This window comes from Trabulsiella odontotermitis, from assembly GCF_001297775.1.
Lineage (GTDB): Bacteria > Pseudomonadota > Gammaproteobacteria > Enterobacterales > Enterobacteriaceae > Trabulsiella > Trabulsiella odontotermitis.
The window spans coordinates 201,706-215,276 of sequence record NZ_LIFX01000012.1 but is presented as its reverse complement, the minus strand read 5'-3'; the positions used below and the strand labels follow the sequence as shown (position 1 = coordinate 215,276).

Genomic DNA, 13,571 nt, shown 5'->3' with positions numbered 1-13,571 from the left:
CCCCCACGGATGATCCCCTATGCCAACCATCATTACCCATGCTGCGGTTCCGCTTTGCCTCGGACTGGGGCTCGGCACCCGCGTTATTCCCCCTCGCCTGTTGTTGACAGGTATAGCGCTGTCGATGCTGCCGGATGCCGACGTGCTGGCATTCAAATTCGGCATCGCCTACGGCAATATTTTCGGCCATCGCGGGTTCACCCATTCGCTGTTGTTTGCTTTCGTGGTGCCGCTGCTGTGCGTGCTCATCGGGCGACGATGGTTTCGCGCCAGCCTGATGCGTTGCTGGCTGTTTCTGACGGTATCGCTGCTGTCGCACAGCCTGCTGGATTCAGTGACCACCGGCGGCAGAGGCGTTGGCTGGCTGTGGCCGTGGTCGGATGAACGCTTTTTTGCGCCGTGGCAGGTGATCAAAGTCGCACCGTTCGCGCTGTCGCGCTACACCACGCCATACGGTCATCAGGTGATCATGTCTGAGCTGTTGTGGGTGTGGTTGCCGGGCGTGGTGGTGATGGGATTATTGTGGTGGAGGCGACGGTAAAAAAGCCCGGTAAGCGTAAACGCCACCGGGCATGACTGACTTACTTACGGCGCCAGGTGGTGCCCTGCGGGCCGTCTTCGAGGATGATGCCCATTTCGTTCAGACGGTCGCGCGCCGCATCAGCCGCGGCCCAGTCTTTCGCCTGACGGGCTTCCAGACGCTGTTTGATCAGCGCTTCAATCTCCGCAACTTCATCGTCATCCGCCTGCGCACCGCTCTGCAGGAAAGTTTCCGGATCCTGCTCCAGCAGACCCAGCACACCGGCGAGTTTACGCATATGTGACGCCATCGCATCTGCCGCTACGGCATCTTCCGTTTTCAGACGGTTAACGTCGCGCGCCATATCGAACAGCACGGAATAGGCTTCCGGGGTGTTGAAATCGTCATCCATCGCTTCAATAAAACGCGCTTCAAACGCCTCGCCGCCTGCTGGTGCGGCGGACTTATCCGTGCCGCGCAGCGCCGTGTACAGACGCTCCAGCGCCGAACGCGCCTGTTTAAGGTTCTCTTCGCTGTAGTTCAGCTGGCTGCGGTAGTGACCGGACATCAGGAAATAGCGGATGGTTTCTGGATCGTAATACTTCAGCACGTCGCGAACGGTAAAGAAGTTGCCCAGCGATTTGGACATTTTTTCGCGATCCACCATCACCATCCCGGAGTGCATCCAGGTGTTGACGTATTCGCCATCGTGCGCACAGGTGGACTGCGCAATTTCGTTTTCGTGATGCGGGAACATCAGATCCGAACCGCCGCCATGAATATCAAAATGGGTGCCCAGCTGTTTGCAGTTCATGGCCGAACATTCGATGTGCCAGCCCGGACGCCCTTCGCCCCACGGTGACGGCCAGCTCGGCTCGCCCGCTTTGGACATTTTCCACAGCACGAAATCCATCGGGTTGCGCTTGACGTCAACCACGTCAACACGTGCGCCTGCCTGCAGTTGATCCAGATCCTGACGCGACAACTGGCCGTAGGTTGGATCAGTCGGTACGGAGAACATCACGTCGCCGTTATCTGCGACATAAGCATGACCGCGTTCAATCAGACGTTCGGTGATCTCAATGATCTCATGAATATGGTGCGTGGCGCGCGGTTCGCTGTCCGGTCGCAGAATATTAAGTGCATCAAAATCTTTGTGCATTTCGGCGATCATACGATCAACCAGCGCGACAAAATTTTCGCCATTTTCATTCGCGCGCTTAATAATTTTGTCGTCGATATCGGTGATATTACGCACGTATTTCAGTTTGTAGCCGAGGAAGCGCAAATAGCGTGTCACGACATCAAACGCCACGAACGTACGACCATGACCAATATGACAGAGATCGTAAACAGTAATGCCACACACGTACATGCCGACTTCCCCGGCACGAATGGGTTTGAATTCCTCTTTCTGACGAGTCATGGTGTTGAAGATTTTTAGCATCGAAGATTCCATATATCCGTGTGTGAACGAAAAGCGCGTATTCTACCCGTAATTCAATCCGGAAGCAGCACACATTGCAAGATGATCCCGCCCCAAGGTTATGCTATAACAGCCCCCTACATCTGACCCACTGTTGGGTCTACGCACTACTCTACCGGAACAGGATGCAAAAATGGTTACTTTCCACACTAATCATGGCGATATCGTTATCAAAACTTTTGATGAAAAAGCGCCTGAAACAGTTAAGAACTTCCTGGACTATTGCCGCGAAGGTTTCTACAACAACACCATTTTCCACCGTGTAATCAATGGGTTTATGATCCAGGGCGGCGGTTTCGAGCCTGGCATGCATCAGAAAGAGACCAAAGCGGCGATCAAAAACGAAGCCAATAACGGTCTGAAAAACAGCCGTGGTACGCTGGCAATGGCCCGTACTCAAGCACCGCACTCCGCTACTGCGCAGTTCTTCATCAACGTCGCGGATAACGACTTCCTCAACTTCTCCGGCGAAAGCCTGCAGGGTTGGGGCTACTGCGTCTTCGCCGAAGTCGTTGAAGGGATGGACGTCGTCGACAAGATCAAAGGCGTCTCCACTGGCCGCAGCGGGATGCATCAGGACGTGCCGAAAGAGGACGTCATCATCGAAAGCGTGACCGTCAGCGAGTAATTCGTGGCGACACTCTTTATTGCAGACTTACATCTGCACACAGAAGAACCGGCGATCACCGCCGGTTTTCTGCGATTTTTAAACGGTGAAGCCCGTCAGGCGGACGCGCTCTGTATTCTGGGCGATCTGTTTGAAGCGTGGATCGGTGATGACGATCCGAACCCGCTGCATCGTGAAATTGCCGCCGCCATTCACGCGCTGGTGGATGCTGGCGTTCCCTGCTATTTCATCCACGGCAACCGTGATTTCCTCGTCGGCAAACGCTTCGCGCGCGAAAGCGGAATGCTCCTGCTGCCGGAAGAAAAGGTACTGGACATCAACGGTCGCCGGGTGCTGATCATGCATGGCGATACGCTCTGTACTGACGATACCGGCTATCAGGCGTTTCGCAAAAAAGTGCACACGCCGTGGATCCAGACGCTGTTTCTCGCCCTGCCGCTGTTTATCCGCCAGAAAATCGCCGCCCGCATGCGCGCAGGCAGTAAAGCCGCTAACAGCAGTAAATCCTTAGAAGTGATGGACGTTAACCCTCAGGCGGTGGTCAGCGTGATGGAAAAACACCGCGTGCAATGGCTGATCCACGGGCACACCCATCGCCCGGCGATCCATGCCTTACAGGCCAATGGCGACGAGGCGTTTCGCGCCGTGCTGGGTGCCTGGCACAGCGAAGGGTCGATGATCAAAGTGACAGCTGAGAACGTTGAACTTATCGCCTTCCCGTTTTAAATTTGCTTTTCCCGCTATGTTCTACTGATGTAGATCATCATCCCGGGTTCCGGTACCGCTATGCTGGAACGAAATAATAAATATTGCGGGATCGTTATGAACATAGAACGTGATTTTATCCATGAGGTTGTCAATAATTTTTATGACAGCATCATGCAGGATGGTGATTTGTGTGGTTACTCTGAAGCATCACCGGTAAATGGCAATTATGATGATGAAATTTATCAAAAAATTTATGCGCTAAAATACCTTCCCGCTTATTACTTTGAATATTGTGTGCTTGCCAGTGAGTTAGCCGAAAGGCTGGAAGAGAAAGGCGTAGACGAAATAAATGTCTCTTCTTTTGGCTGCGGCCTCTATCCGGATTACTTTGCGCTTATGCATAATCTGCAAGATATTGAATTCGATTATTCTGGTTATGACATCAGCAAATGGAAAACAAGAGATTTACTTCCTGAAAGCGACAATAACCTGTGCTTAAAAACGATGTCCATTGCCGACATCACGCAAACTGAACTTAATGATACGGATGTTTTTATCTTCCCGAAATCACTGGGTGATATTGCTGAAAATATTGATATGCAGGCGTTCGCCAGCAAAATAGCCAGTACACCAAAAGATACCGTCTACTTCCTCAATTCTTTTATTACCGTCAATCACAACCTCAACCATCATCATGTTGAACTTTTTTCACTCGTTCATGACGCGATGTTAAAGCAGGGCTTCACAACTGAAGATCCCAGTGATGAGACGTTTTACCGGGGCGGAAAACAATTTTTAGGATTAAAAGCAATAAATTATGGTTTCGACTATCCAGAAGAAGGAAAACATCTTTGCGAAGAAGGTGCAGAGCTGGATTGTAAATGCCGGGTCGTCCATAATCCGGTGCTGACGAACAGCTATATGAACTACCAAATTCTGGAATACACGCGATGATCATCAGCGCCAGTCGCCGCACTGACATTCCTGCGTTTTATAGCGAATGGTTGATGAACCGTATTCGTGCGGGGTTTTTGCTGACCCGCAATCCGTTTAACTATCATCAGATATCGCGCGTCTCGCTGTTGCCAGAAGATGTTGATGCCATCGTGTTCTGGACGCGCAACCCCACAAAATTGCTCCCCTATCTTGATGAGTTGAGCGAACTCGGGCATCGCTTTTATTTCCAGTTCACCATTACGGGTTACCCGCGCGTACTGGAAGCAAAAACGCTGAACCCGCATAAGGCGATCGATGTGTTTAAACAGTTGTCAGCGAAAGTGGGCGCTGACAAAGTGATCTGGCGTTACGATCCTATCCTGTTCTCTAACATGCTGCCTTTTGATGAGCATCTTCGCCTGTTCAGCAAACTGGCGGGTGAACTGGAAGGCCACACCCGCCGCGTCGTGATTAGCTTTGCGGATTTCTATCAGAAAACCGAAAAAAACCTGAAAACCGTCGATTCACTGGTGTACAGCGATATTACCCACAACCATGAACTCTGCTTGTCGCTCTCGCAAAAGATGGCGGACATCGCCCGGCAGCATGGTCTGGAGATTTATTCCTGTGCCGAGGACGTTGACCTGGCGATGCAGGGCATTCTGCATGGCAAATGCATCGACGACGCGCTGATCAACACGCTGTTTGGTCTGTCACTGGCAAGCAGTAAAGATCCCGGTCAGCGTGAAGCCTGCGGTTGTATCAAAAGCATTGATATCGGGGCATACAATACCTGTTTGCATGGCTGCAAATATTGCTATGCCACCTTCAATCACAACCTGGCGAACAGCAATTTCAAAAAGCACGATCCCCACAGCCCCTTTTTACTCGGTGACGCCACCGGGGTGGATCCACACCTGTTACAACCGGTGATCTTCCAGCAGAATTTATTCTGACCCTCTTCGGGTATCGTGATTTCATGGCTGCGCAACCGTTTTCCTTGCCGGTTTTCCGTGCTATTCTCTGTGCCCTCTGCAGCAGTGTGTATGACACCCACAGGAGTTTTAAGACGCATGTCTTCCCGCACTAATCCGGCACGTATCGCCATCGTTATGGGGTCCAAAAGCGACTGGGCAACCATGCAGTTCGCCAGCGAAATTCTCGACGCCCTGAATGTTCCGTACCACGCCGAAGTGGTTTCCGCTCACCGTACCCCTGACAAACTGTTCAGCTTTGCCGAAAGCGCGGAAGCGAACGGCTATCAGGTGATTATTGCGGGCGCGGGCGGCGCGGCGCATCTGCCGGGCATGATTGCCGCGAAAACCCTGGTGCCGGTACTCGGCGTGCCGGTGCAAAGCGCCGCGCTGAGCGGGGTCGACAGCCTCTACTCCATCGTCCAGATGCCGCGCGGCATTCCGGTTGGCACGCTGGCGATCGGTAAAGCGGGTGCGGCAAACGCGGCTCTGCTGGCTGCACAAATTCTCGCCCAGCACGACGCGGCCCTGCACCAGCGTCTGAGTGACTGGCGCAAAGCACAAACCGATGACGTACTGAATAACCCGGATCCGCGGGGTGCGGCATGAAGCAGGTTTGCGTGCTCGGCAACGGTCAGCTTGGCCGGATGCTGCGCCAGGCGGGTGAACCGCTGGGCATTGCCGTCTGGCCGGTCGGCCTGGAGGCCGATCCCGAAGCCGTGCCGTTTCATCAGAGCGTGATCACCGCTGAAATCGAACGCTGGCCGGAAACGGCGCTGACCCGCGAACTGGCGCGTCACCCGGCGTTCGTCAACCGCGACGTGTTCCCGATTATCGCCGATCGCCTGACTCAGAAATCACTGTTCGATAAGCTCGGATTGCCCACCGCGCCGTGGCAACTGCTGGCAGACGCCAGCGAATGGCCGGGCGTGTTTGCGCGTCTTGGCGAGCTGGCAATCGTTAAGCGCCGTACCGGGGGTTATGACGGTCGCGGTCAGTGGCGTCTGCGCGCGGGTGAAACCGACGAGCTGCCGCAGGAATGTTACGGCGAATGCATCGTTGAGCAGGGCATTAAATTCTCCGGCGAAGTGTCGCTGGTCGGTGCCCGCGCCCATGATGGCAGCACCGTGTTCTACCCGCTAACGCACAATTTGCATCAGGACGGCATTTTACGCGTCAGCGTGGCGTTTCCGCAGGCCGATGCTCAGCAGCAGGCGCAGGCTGAGAAGATGCTCACCGCAATCATGAACGAACTGAATTACGTCGGCGTGATGGCGATGGAGTGTTTTGTCACGCCATCAGGCTTGTTGATTAACGAACTGGCGCCACGCGTTCACAACAGTGGGCACTGGACGCAGAACGGCGCGTCAATCAGCCAGTTTGAGCTGCATCTGCGCGGCGTGACTGATTTACCGCTGCCGCCGCCGGTGGTCAACAGCCCGTCGGTGATGATCAACCTGATCGGCACCGACCTGAACTACGACTGGCTGAAGCTGCCGCTGGTGCATCTGCACTGGTACGACAAAGACGTGCGTCCGGGCCGCAAAGTCGGGCATCTCAATCTGAACGACAGCGACACCGACAGGCTGTACGCCACGCTCGAAGCGCTGACACCGATTCTGCCCGCCGAATATGCCAGTGGCATCGCGTGGGTGCAAAATCATCTGAAATAACCGCTTTCGCCGGGGAATTCCGCTTTTCCCTCTTCCCCGGCACACCTCATGGCGCGTAAACTTCCCCGATGCCCTGATCGGCTCAGCTTTCACAGAAGGATTTGCCCATGAACGATGGGACGGATTACTGCGCGATCCTCAGCGCGGATATCCCCATTATTGACGTTCGCGCCCCGGTTGAATTCAGCCAGGGCGCCATGCCCGCCGCCGTAAATATTCCGCTGATGGATGACGACGAACGTGCCGCTGTTGGCACCTGCTATAAACGCCAGGGTTCGGAAGCCGCGCTGGCGCTCGGTCATCAGTTAGTCAGCGGCGAAAAACGCGCCCGACGTCTCACCGCCTGGCGCGAGGCCTGCACCCGTCATCCGCACGGATACCTGAGCTGCGCCCGCGGCGGACAGCGTTCACACATCGTTCAGCAATGGCTGAAAGAAAATGGCGTCGATTTTCCTCTGGTAGCCGGTGGCTATAAAGCGCTGCGCCAGGCCGCCATTCAGGCGACAGAATCACTGGTGCAACACCCGCTGGTGCTGGTCGGCGGCTGTACCGGCAACGGCAAAACGCAACTGGTGCGCGAGATGGCGCAGGGCATTGATCTCGAAGGGCTGGCGCACCACCGCGGGTCATCGTTTGGCCGCACGTTACAGGCGCAACTGCCGCAGGCCACGTTCGAAAATCACCTGGCCGTAGCGCTGCTGAAAAACGCGCAGCAGAACGATAACCTGCGCTGGGTGCTGGAAGATGAAAGCCATATGATCGGCGCTAACCATCTGCCGGAGTGTCTGCGGGAGCGCATGGCGCAGTCGCCGATTGCGGTGGTGGAAGATCCGTTTGATATTCGTCTCGAACGTCTGCAGGAAGAGTATTTCACCCGCATGCATCACGATTTTATCGCTGCGATGGGGGAAGACGCGGGCTGGCAGGCGTACAGCGACTATCTGCATCACGGGCTGTTCGCTATCCGCCGTCGTCTGGGGTTACAGCGCTTTGCGCAGTTGACCGACTATCTCGACACCGCGTTGCTGCAACAACAGCGGACAGGCTCAACCGAGGCGCATTTCAGCTGGCTGGTGCCACTGTTGAATGAGTATTACGATCCGATGTACCGCTATCAGCTGGAGCGCAAAGCCGGCAATATCGTTTTTCGCGGCAACTGGCAGAGCGTGAAAGCGTGGCTGAGAAAATAGGTTGAAACAGGCGGGAAACCCCGCCTGTTTTTATCACACTCAACCGCTGAACTGACGGAACAGCGCTTTGCCTTTCAGCAGGCGCGTACCGAGCCAGCCGCCGCACAGCGACAGCAAAATCGCCCCGCAGACGGGTAACGTAACCCACAGCCGCCAGTCAGGCTCCCACGGGAAATCAAACACTTTTGTCTGCAAGACCGCCAGCGCGGTTTCCGCACCGATAGCGGCCACCAGCCCGGAGACCACACCCAACAGGGCGAATTCCGACCACAGCGTCAGCCGCAGCAGCCGTTTGCCTGCGCCAAGCGTACGGTAGACCACCAGTTCCTGATGACGCTGGCGCATACCAACCTGCACCTGCGCCAGCAACAGCAGAATGCCACAGGCAGTGACCAGCACCACCATCACCTCCAGCGCCCGGCTCACCTGCCCCAGCACCTGCCCGACCTGCTGAAGGATCGCGCCGATATCCAGCAGACTGACCGTCGGGAACTGGCGATTCAACTGAGTCAGCAGCGTATTGCCGTTATCCCAGCGGAAGCTGGTCAGCCAGCTCTGTGGCTGTCCATCCAGCGCGCCTGGCGGAAAAATAAAGAAGAAATTAGGACGCAGGCTCTCCCAGTCGACTTTGCGAATACTGGAGACTTTTGCGGTGAATTCCTGGGTATCGCCGGTAAACGTGACGCTATCGCCAGTTTTAATGTTCAGCCGTTCGGCCAGCCCCTCTTCGATAGAGACCTCTCCGGCTTTCGGCGGCCAGTTGCCGTCAATGATCGGATTGTGCTCCGGGCGCTGGCTTTGCCAGGTCAGATTCAGCTCGCGGTTCAGGGATTCATCGCTGTTGCCTTCCGTCGGCTCGCCGTTAATCTGCGTCAGTCGCGCGCGGACGATGGGGTAAAACGCTTCCGGCGTCACCTGATGCCCGGCCAGGAACGATTTCACCGGCTCCACCTGCTCCGGCGCGATGTTAATCAGGAAGTAGTTCGGGCTTTCCGGCGGCAACTGCTGTTGCCAGCGATCCAGCAGATCACCGCGCAGCACCAGCAACAGCGCCAGTAGCATGAACGACAGCGAGAAGGCCGCCAGCTGGCTGAGCGTGGCCCACGGCTGGCGCAGCAGACGGTTAACGGCAAGACGCAACGGGAGCGCTTTCAGCGTCAGCCGTTTGAGGACGTTGAGCAGGATCCAGCCCACCACGCCACACAGCAGCGCCAGCACCACCGCACCAGCCAGTACCGACCACAGCAGCATGCTGCCGCCCATCAGCCACGCCAGCAGCAGAATAACCACCACAGTAATCACCGGGATGTAATAGTGCAGCGGCCAGACCTGCGCGACGACATCACCGCGCAGGACGCGCAGCGGCTGTGTTGCCAGCAGCAACCGATAGGGACGCAGCCCGACCAGCAGCGAAATCACCACCATTGCCCCCACCGCCCACAGCCACGGCCAGAAACTGGCGGGCGGCAGCGTGGCGGGCAGCACCGGTTTCAGCAGGATCATTAAGATTTGTTCAAACAACAGCCCGATGACGCCGCCGGTCACGACGGAAATCACCAGCAACAACAGCCACTGGCCGATAATCAGCTTGCGCAGTTGCACCCGCCCGGCGCCCAGCGTTTTCAGGATCGCCACCAGATCGTAACGGCTACGGCAATAGTGCCCCATCGCCACAGCGACGGCCGCCACCGCCAGCAGCAGTGTCAGTAACGCGGAAAGCAGCAAAAACTGTTGCGAACGCTCAAGAGATTTTCCCAGCGCGCCGTCGTCCTGTTCCAGCCCGTACCAGCGATGCTCCGGTTTGAGCTGCGGTAACAGCCATTTCTCATAGCTTTCGAGCTGGTCCGGCGTACCGGCAAATTTATAGCGCCAGCTGATGCGGCTTCCCGGCTGCACCGCGCCGGTTTTCGCCACATCGGCCATGTTCATCATCAACCGCGGTGCCATCTGGAAAGGATTGAATCCACCGTCCGGCTCCTGGATCACCGCCCCGGCGATCCGTAGCGTGGCATCGCCCACGTCAATGTTGTCGCCGGGTTTAAGATCCAGCAACGCCATCAGGCGCGGCGCCAGCAGCACCGTTCCGGCGGTCGGTTTGAGCCCGGGCGGGTCGGTTTCCAGCTTGCCATACAGCGGATAGAGATCGTCCACCGCTTTGACGTTGGCAAGTTGCGGCGTATCTCCGGCAAAGGTCATGGTGGTGAAATTCAGTTGCTCGCCGACTTTTAACCCTTCCTCACGCGCTCGGGCTATCCATGCGTCAGGCACTTCGCGGGAGCTGCGCAACTGGCGATCGCCCGCCATAAAATCGCGGCTTTGCTGATTGAGCCCTTTTTCCATTCGATCGCTGATATTGCCGAGCGCCAGCACACAGGCGACGGCCAGGCTTAGCGCCATCCAGACGATCAGCAGCGAGGGCGAGCGCCACTCGCGCCAGAACCAGCGTGCAATCATGCTTCCTCCTGCAACTGCCCGTCCACCAGCCGTAAACGTCGGTCACAGCGCGCCGCCAGCGCCGGATCGTGGGTCACCAGCACCAGCGTGGTGCCATGTTCCTGATTGAGGCTGAACAACAGGTCGGCGATTTTATCGCCCGTCTGGCGATCGAGATTGCCGGTAGGTTCGTCAGCAAACAACAGCGCCGGGCGACCGTTAAACGCACGGGCCAGCGCCACGCGCTGCTGCTCGCCGCCGGACAGTTGCGCCGGAAGGTGCGTGAGACGTTTCCCCAGCCCCAGCTGTTCCAGCAACGCGCTGGCCTGCTTGCGGCTCTGGCTGCTGTTCTCACCGCGCAGTAGCGCCGGCAGTTCGACATTCTCCAGCGCATTGAGCGTAGGGATTAACATAAATGACTGAAAAACAAAGCCAACATGCTGAGCACGCAATTTCGCCCGCGCTTCTTCATCCATGTTGGTGAGCGATTGTCCGAGCAGTTGAACGTCACCGCTGCTACCGTCATCCAGCCCGGCGAGGATCGCCAGCAGCGTGGATTTACCCGAACCCGATTCGCCAATCAGCGCCAGGGTTTGCCCCCGTTTGACAACCAGGTCAACTCCGGTAAGGATGGAAAGCTGATGATCCCCCTGACCGACGGACTTCTTAAGATGATGGACTTCAAGTATATTTTCCGCTGGCATTTGCCTTTCCTGTTGCTGGTTCTGTTTGCCTTCCGCGCCGCGGCGGCGGACACGGTATTAGTTCTGGGTGACAGCCTGAGCGCCGGGTATCGTATGGCGGCGACTGCTGCCTGGCCTGCGCTGCTCAATGAAAAATGGCAGCCGCAGACGCGTGTGATCAATGCCAGCATTAGCGGCGATACCTCGCAGCAGGGGCTGGCGCGCCTGCCCGCGTTGCTGAAACAGCATCAGCCAGACTGGGTGCTGGTGGAACTCGGCGGCAACGACGGTCTGCGCGGCTTTCAGCCACAACAGACAGAACAAACGCTGCGCACCATTTTACAGGATATCAAAGCGGCAAATGCCCGGCCTGTGCTGATGCAAATTCGCCTGCCCGCCAACTACGGGCGTCGGTATAATGAGGCGTTTAGCGCAATTTATCCAAAGCTTGCCGGTGAATTCAGTATCCCCCTCCTGCCGTTCTTTATGGAAGAGGTCTATCTGAAACCACAATGGATGCAGGATGATGGCATTCACCCCAATCGTGACGCCCAGCCGTTCATTGCGGACTGGATGGCGACACGTCTGGCTCCCTTAGTTAACCACGACTCCTGAGTCTCAGGGGCCGTCTCCAGGTAAAGATATGCAAAAAACGGTCTTAATTACAGGATGTTCCAGCGGTATTGGTCTCGAAAGCGCGCTTGAGCTTAAGCGCCAGGGGTTTCGGGTGCTGGCCGCCTGCCGTAAACCTGAGGATGTGGCACGTATGCAGGGAAAGGGACTGACTGGTGTTCAGTTGGATCTCGACTCCCCCGAAAGTGTGGATCGCGCGGCGGATGAAGTGCTCGCGCTCACCAATAATCGCCTGTATGGCATTTTTAATAACGCCGGTTATGGCGTCTATGGCCTGCTCTCCACCATCAGCCGTTCACAGATGGAACAGCAGTTTTCTGCCAACGTTTTTGGCGCACACCAGCTGACCATGCGCCTGCTGCCAGCGATGGTACCGTACGGTGAAGGTCGTATTGTGATGACGTCGTCGGTGATGGGGCTTATCTCCACGCCGGGCCGTGGTGTTTATGCCGCCAGTAAATATGCGCTCGAAGCCTGGTCCGACGCGCTGCGCATGGAACTGCGCCATTCAGGTATTAAAGTGAGTCTGATTGAGCCGGGCCCGATCCGCACGCGTTTTTTCGAAAACGTCAGTCAGACGCAGGCCGATAAACCGGTGGAAAACCCGGGGATCGCCGCTCGTTTTACGCTTGGCCCGGAGGCGGTCGTTGAAAAAGTGCGCCATGCTTTTGTCAGCGATAAACCGAAAATCCGCTATCCCGTGACGCTGGTGACCCGGGTCGTCAGTCTGCTCAAGCGCCTGTTGCCCGACCGCGCGATGGATAAAATTTTACACGGCTGAGTTGAAGGCCGCGCCAGCGCCCCCATGTCATTGGAAACTGACTAAAGAGAATGCCCCATGTCTGTACAGAATATTATCGATATCACTGAAGCTAACCTGCACCAGACGCTGGAACAGTCGATGACGACGCCGGTGCTGTTTTATTTCTGGTCCGCCCGCAGTCAGCACTGCGAGCAACTGACCCCGGTACTGGAGAGCCTCGCGGCGCAGTACAACGGGCAGTTTATTCTGGCGAAGGTCGATTGCGATGCGGAGCAGATGGTGGCCTCACAGTTTGGTCTGCGCGCCATCCCGACGGTCTATCTGTTCCAGAATGGTCAGCCGGTTGACGGCTTCCAGGGCCCGCAGCCGGAAGAGGCTATCCGCGCTCTGCTCGACAAAGTGCTGCCGCGTGAAGAAGAATTAAAAGCGCAGGAAGCGATGGCGCTGATGCAGGAAGGCAATTACACCGACGCGCTGCCGTTGCTGAAAGACGCCTGGCAGCTTTCCGGTCAGGATAGCCAGATTGGCCTGCTGCTGGCGGAAACGCAGATTGCGTTAAACCGTTCTGAAGACGCCGAAGCGGTGCTGAAAACTGTGCCGTTGCAGGATCAGGACACCCGTTATCAGGGGCTGGTGGCGCAAATTGAACTGCTGAAACAGGCGGCGGATACACCAGAAATCCAGCAGTTGCAGCAGGACGTAGCGCAGAACCCGGATGACGCGGCGCTGGCCTCGAAACTGGCGCTTCAGTTGCATCAGGTGGGCCGCAACGAAGAGGCGCTGGAACTGCTGTTCAGTCATCTGCGCAAAGATTTAGGCGCAGCAGACGGACAGGCGCGCAAAATGTTGCAGGAGATCCTTGCCGCGCTCGGTACCGGTGATGCGCTGGCGTCGAAATACCGCCGCCAGCTTTACTCGCTGCTGTACTAAGCCTCGCCTTCCCC

14 protein-coding genes are annotated in these 13,571 nt (G+C 56.6%); 11 read left to right on the top strand and 3 right to left on the bottom strand.

All coding sequences use genetic code 11. The features are described from left to right. Positions 1–19: 19 nt before the first annotated feature. Entirely contained in the window at positions 20–541 is a 522-nt protein-coding gene (locus tag AOY23_RS17145; protein WP_054180395.1) for a metal-dependent hydrolase, read from the top strand. Between the two features lie 40 nt (positions 542–581). Here AOY23_RS17145 and cysS read toward each other — a convergent pair whose 3' ends face one another. Then, a complete protein-coding gene (cysS, locus tag AOY23_RS17140) occupies positions 582–1,967 on the bottom strand; it encodes a cysteine--tRNA ligase (protein ID WP_054180396.1) in 1,386 nt (461 codons plus the stop codon). A 172-nt stretch (positions 1,968–2,139) separates the two neighbouring features. On the opposite strand from cysS, the gene ppiB reads away from it, so the two are divergent. From ppiB to mnmH, 7 genes are all read left to right on the top strand, one after another. Beyond that, the gene (gene ppiB / locus AOY23_RS17135; RefSeq protein ID WP_049847239.1) at positions 2,140–2,634 is read left to right on the top strand and encodes a peptidylprolyl isomerase B; all 495 of its coding nucleotides are present in this window, start codon (positions 2,140–2,142) and stop codon (positions 2,632–2,634) included. 3 nt (positions 2,635–2,637) lie between these two features. Continuing rightward, on the top strand, positions 2,638–3,360 hold the full coding sequence (gene lpxH / locus AOY23_RS17130) for a UDP-2,3-diacylglucosamine diphosphatase (protein WP_054180397.1): 723 nt from the start codon (positions 2,638–2,640) through the stop codon (positions 3,358–3,360). 60 nt (positions 3,361–3,420) lie between these two features. Next, a complete protein-coding gene (locus tag AOY23_RS17125) occupies positions 3,421–4,296 on the top strand; it encodes a hypothetical protein (protein WP_054180398.1) in 876 nt (291 codons plus the stop codon). Beyond that, positions 4,293–5,234: a DUF1848 domain-containing protein gene (locus AOY23_RS17120; protein ID WP_054180399.1), complete on the top strand. Its 942-nt coding sequence runs from the start codon at positions 4,293–4,295 to the stop codon at positions 5,232–5,234. Before AOY23_RS17125 ends, AOY23_RS17120 begins: the two co-directional genes overlap by 4 nt. Before the next feature lie 117 nt (positions 5,235–5,351). Continuing rightward, positions 5,352–5,861 (top strand): 5-(carboxyamino)imidazole ribonucleotide mutase, encoded by a 510-nt coding sequence (gene purE / locus AOY23_RS17115; RefSeq protein ID WP_054180400.1) that lies wholly within the window; start codon positions 5,352–5,354, stop codon positions 5,859–5,861. Then, on the top strand, positions 5,858–6,925 hold the full coding sequence (gene purK / locus AOY23_RS17110; protein ID WP_054180401.1) for a 5-(carboxyamino)imidazole ribonucleotide synthase: 1,068 nt from the start codon (positions 5,858–5,860) through the stop codon (positions 6,923–6,925). Before purE ends, purK begins: the two co-directional genes overlap by 4 nt. Positions 6,926–7,032: 107 nt before the next feature. Then, on the top strand, positions 7,033–8,115 hold the full coding sequence (gene mnmH / locus AOY23_RS17105) for a tRNA 2-selenouridine(34) synthase MnmH (protein ID WP_054180402.1): 1,083 nt from the start codon (positions 7,033–7,035) through the stop codon (positions 8,113–8,115). 39 nt (positions 8,116–8,154) lie between these two features. Here the strand turns inward: mnmH and ybbP are convergent, their stop codons facing one another. After that, positions 8,155–10,569 (bottom strand): putative ABC transporter permease subunit YbbP, encoded by a 2,415-nt coding sequence (gene ybbP / locus AOY23_RS17100; RefSeq protein WP_054180403.1) that lies wholly within the window; start codon positions 10,567–10,569, stop codon positions 8,155–8,157. Then, positions 10,566–11,252 carry a putative ABC transporter ATP-binding protein YbbA gene (gene ybbA, locus AOY23_RS17095; RefSeq protein WP_054180404.1) on the bottom strand — a complete coding sequence of 229 codons (687 nt, stop codon included), beginning with the start codon at positions 11,250–11,252 and terminating at the stop codon, positions 10,566–10,568. Before ybbA ends, ybbP begins: the two co-directional genes overlap by 4 nt. Between ybbA and tesA the strand changes: the two genes are divergently transcribed. From tesA to AOY23_RS17080, 3 genes are read left to right on the top strand one after another with little or no spacing between them, the layout of a single operon-like run. Further along, complete coding sequence (gene tesA / locus AOY23_RS17090; RefSeq protein ID WP_152958600.1) at positions 11,220–11,846, top strand: multifunctional acyl-CoA thioesterase I/protease I/lysophospholipase L1; 627 nt, start codon at positions 11,220–11,222, stop codon at positions 11,844–11,846. The two genes, ybbA and tesA, sit on opposite strands and share 33 nt — an antisense overlap. 28 nt (positions 11,847–11,874) lie before the next feature. After that, complete coding sequence (locus AOY23_RS17085) at positions 11,875–12,645, top strand: SDR family oxidoreductase (protein ID WP_054180405.1); 771 nt, start codon at positions 11,875–11,877, stop codon at positions 12,643–12,645. 57 nt (positions 12,646–12,702) lie between these two features. Next, positions 12,703–13,557 (top strand): co-chaperone YbbN, encoded by an 855-nt coding sequence (locus AOY23_RS17080; protein WP_054180406.1) that lies wholly within the window; start codon positions 12,703–12,705, stop codon positions 13,555–13,557. The last annotated feature ends 14 nt before the right edge of the window (positions 13,558–13,571 follow it).

Excerpts from the sequence above, each read along its gene's own strand:
- cysS (WP_054180396.1), bottom strand. The coding sequence starts at position 1,967 with ATGCTAAAAATCTTCAACACCATGACTCGTCAGAAAGAGGAATTCAAA.
- AOY23_RS17125 (WP_054180398.1), top strand. The coding sequence starts at position 3,421 with ATGCTGGAACGAAATAATAAATATTGCGGGATCGTTATGAACATAGAA.
- AOY23_RS17120 (WP_054180399.1), top strand. The coding sequence starts at position 4,293 with ATGATCATCAGCGCCAGTCGCCGCACTGACATTCCTGCGTTTTATAGC.
- AOY23_RS17085 (WP_054180405.1), top strand. The coding sequence starts at position 11,875 with ATGCAAAAAACGGTCTTAATTACAGGATGTTCCAGCGGTATTGGTCTC.
- purK (WP_054180401.1), top strand. The coding sequence starts at position 5,858 with ATGAAGCAGGTTTGCGTGCTCGGCAACGGTCAGCTTGGCCGGATGCTG.
- mnmH (WP_054180402.1), top strand. The coding sequence starts at position 7,033 with ATGAACGATGGGACGGATTACTGCGCGATCCTCAGCGCGGATATCCCC.
- tesA (WP_152958600.1), top strand. The coding sequence starts at position 11,220 with ATGATGGACTTCAAGTATATTTTCCGCTGGCATTTGCCTTTCCTGTTG.
- AOY23_RS17145 (WP_054180395.1), top strand. The coding sequence starts at position 20 with ATGCCAACCATCATTACCCATGCTGCGGTTCCGCTTTGCCTCGGACTG.
- purE (WP_054180400.1), top strand. The coding sequence starts at position 5,352 with ATGTCTTCCCGCACTAATCCGGCACGTATCGCCATCGTTATGGGGTCC.
- AOY23_RS17080 (WP_054180406.1), top strand. The coding sequence starts at position 12,703 with ATGTCTGTACAGAATATTATCGATATCACTGAAGCTAACCTGCACCAG.
- ppiB (WP_049847239.1), top strand. The coding sequence starts at position 2,140 with ATGGTTACTTTCCACACTAATCATGGCGATATCGTTATCAAAACTTTT.
- ybbP (WP_054180403.1), bottom strand. The coding sequence starts at position 10,569 with ATGATTGCACGCTGGTTCTGGCGCGAGTGGCGCTCGCCCTCGCTGCTG.
- ybbA (WP_054180404.1), bottom strand. The coding sequence starts at position 11,252 with ATGCCAGCGGAAAATATACTTGAAGTCCATCATCTTAAGAAGTCCGTC.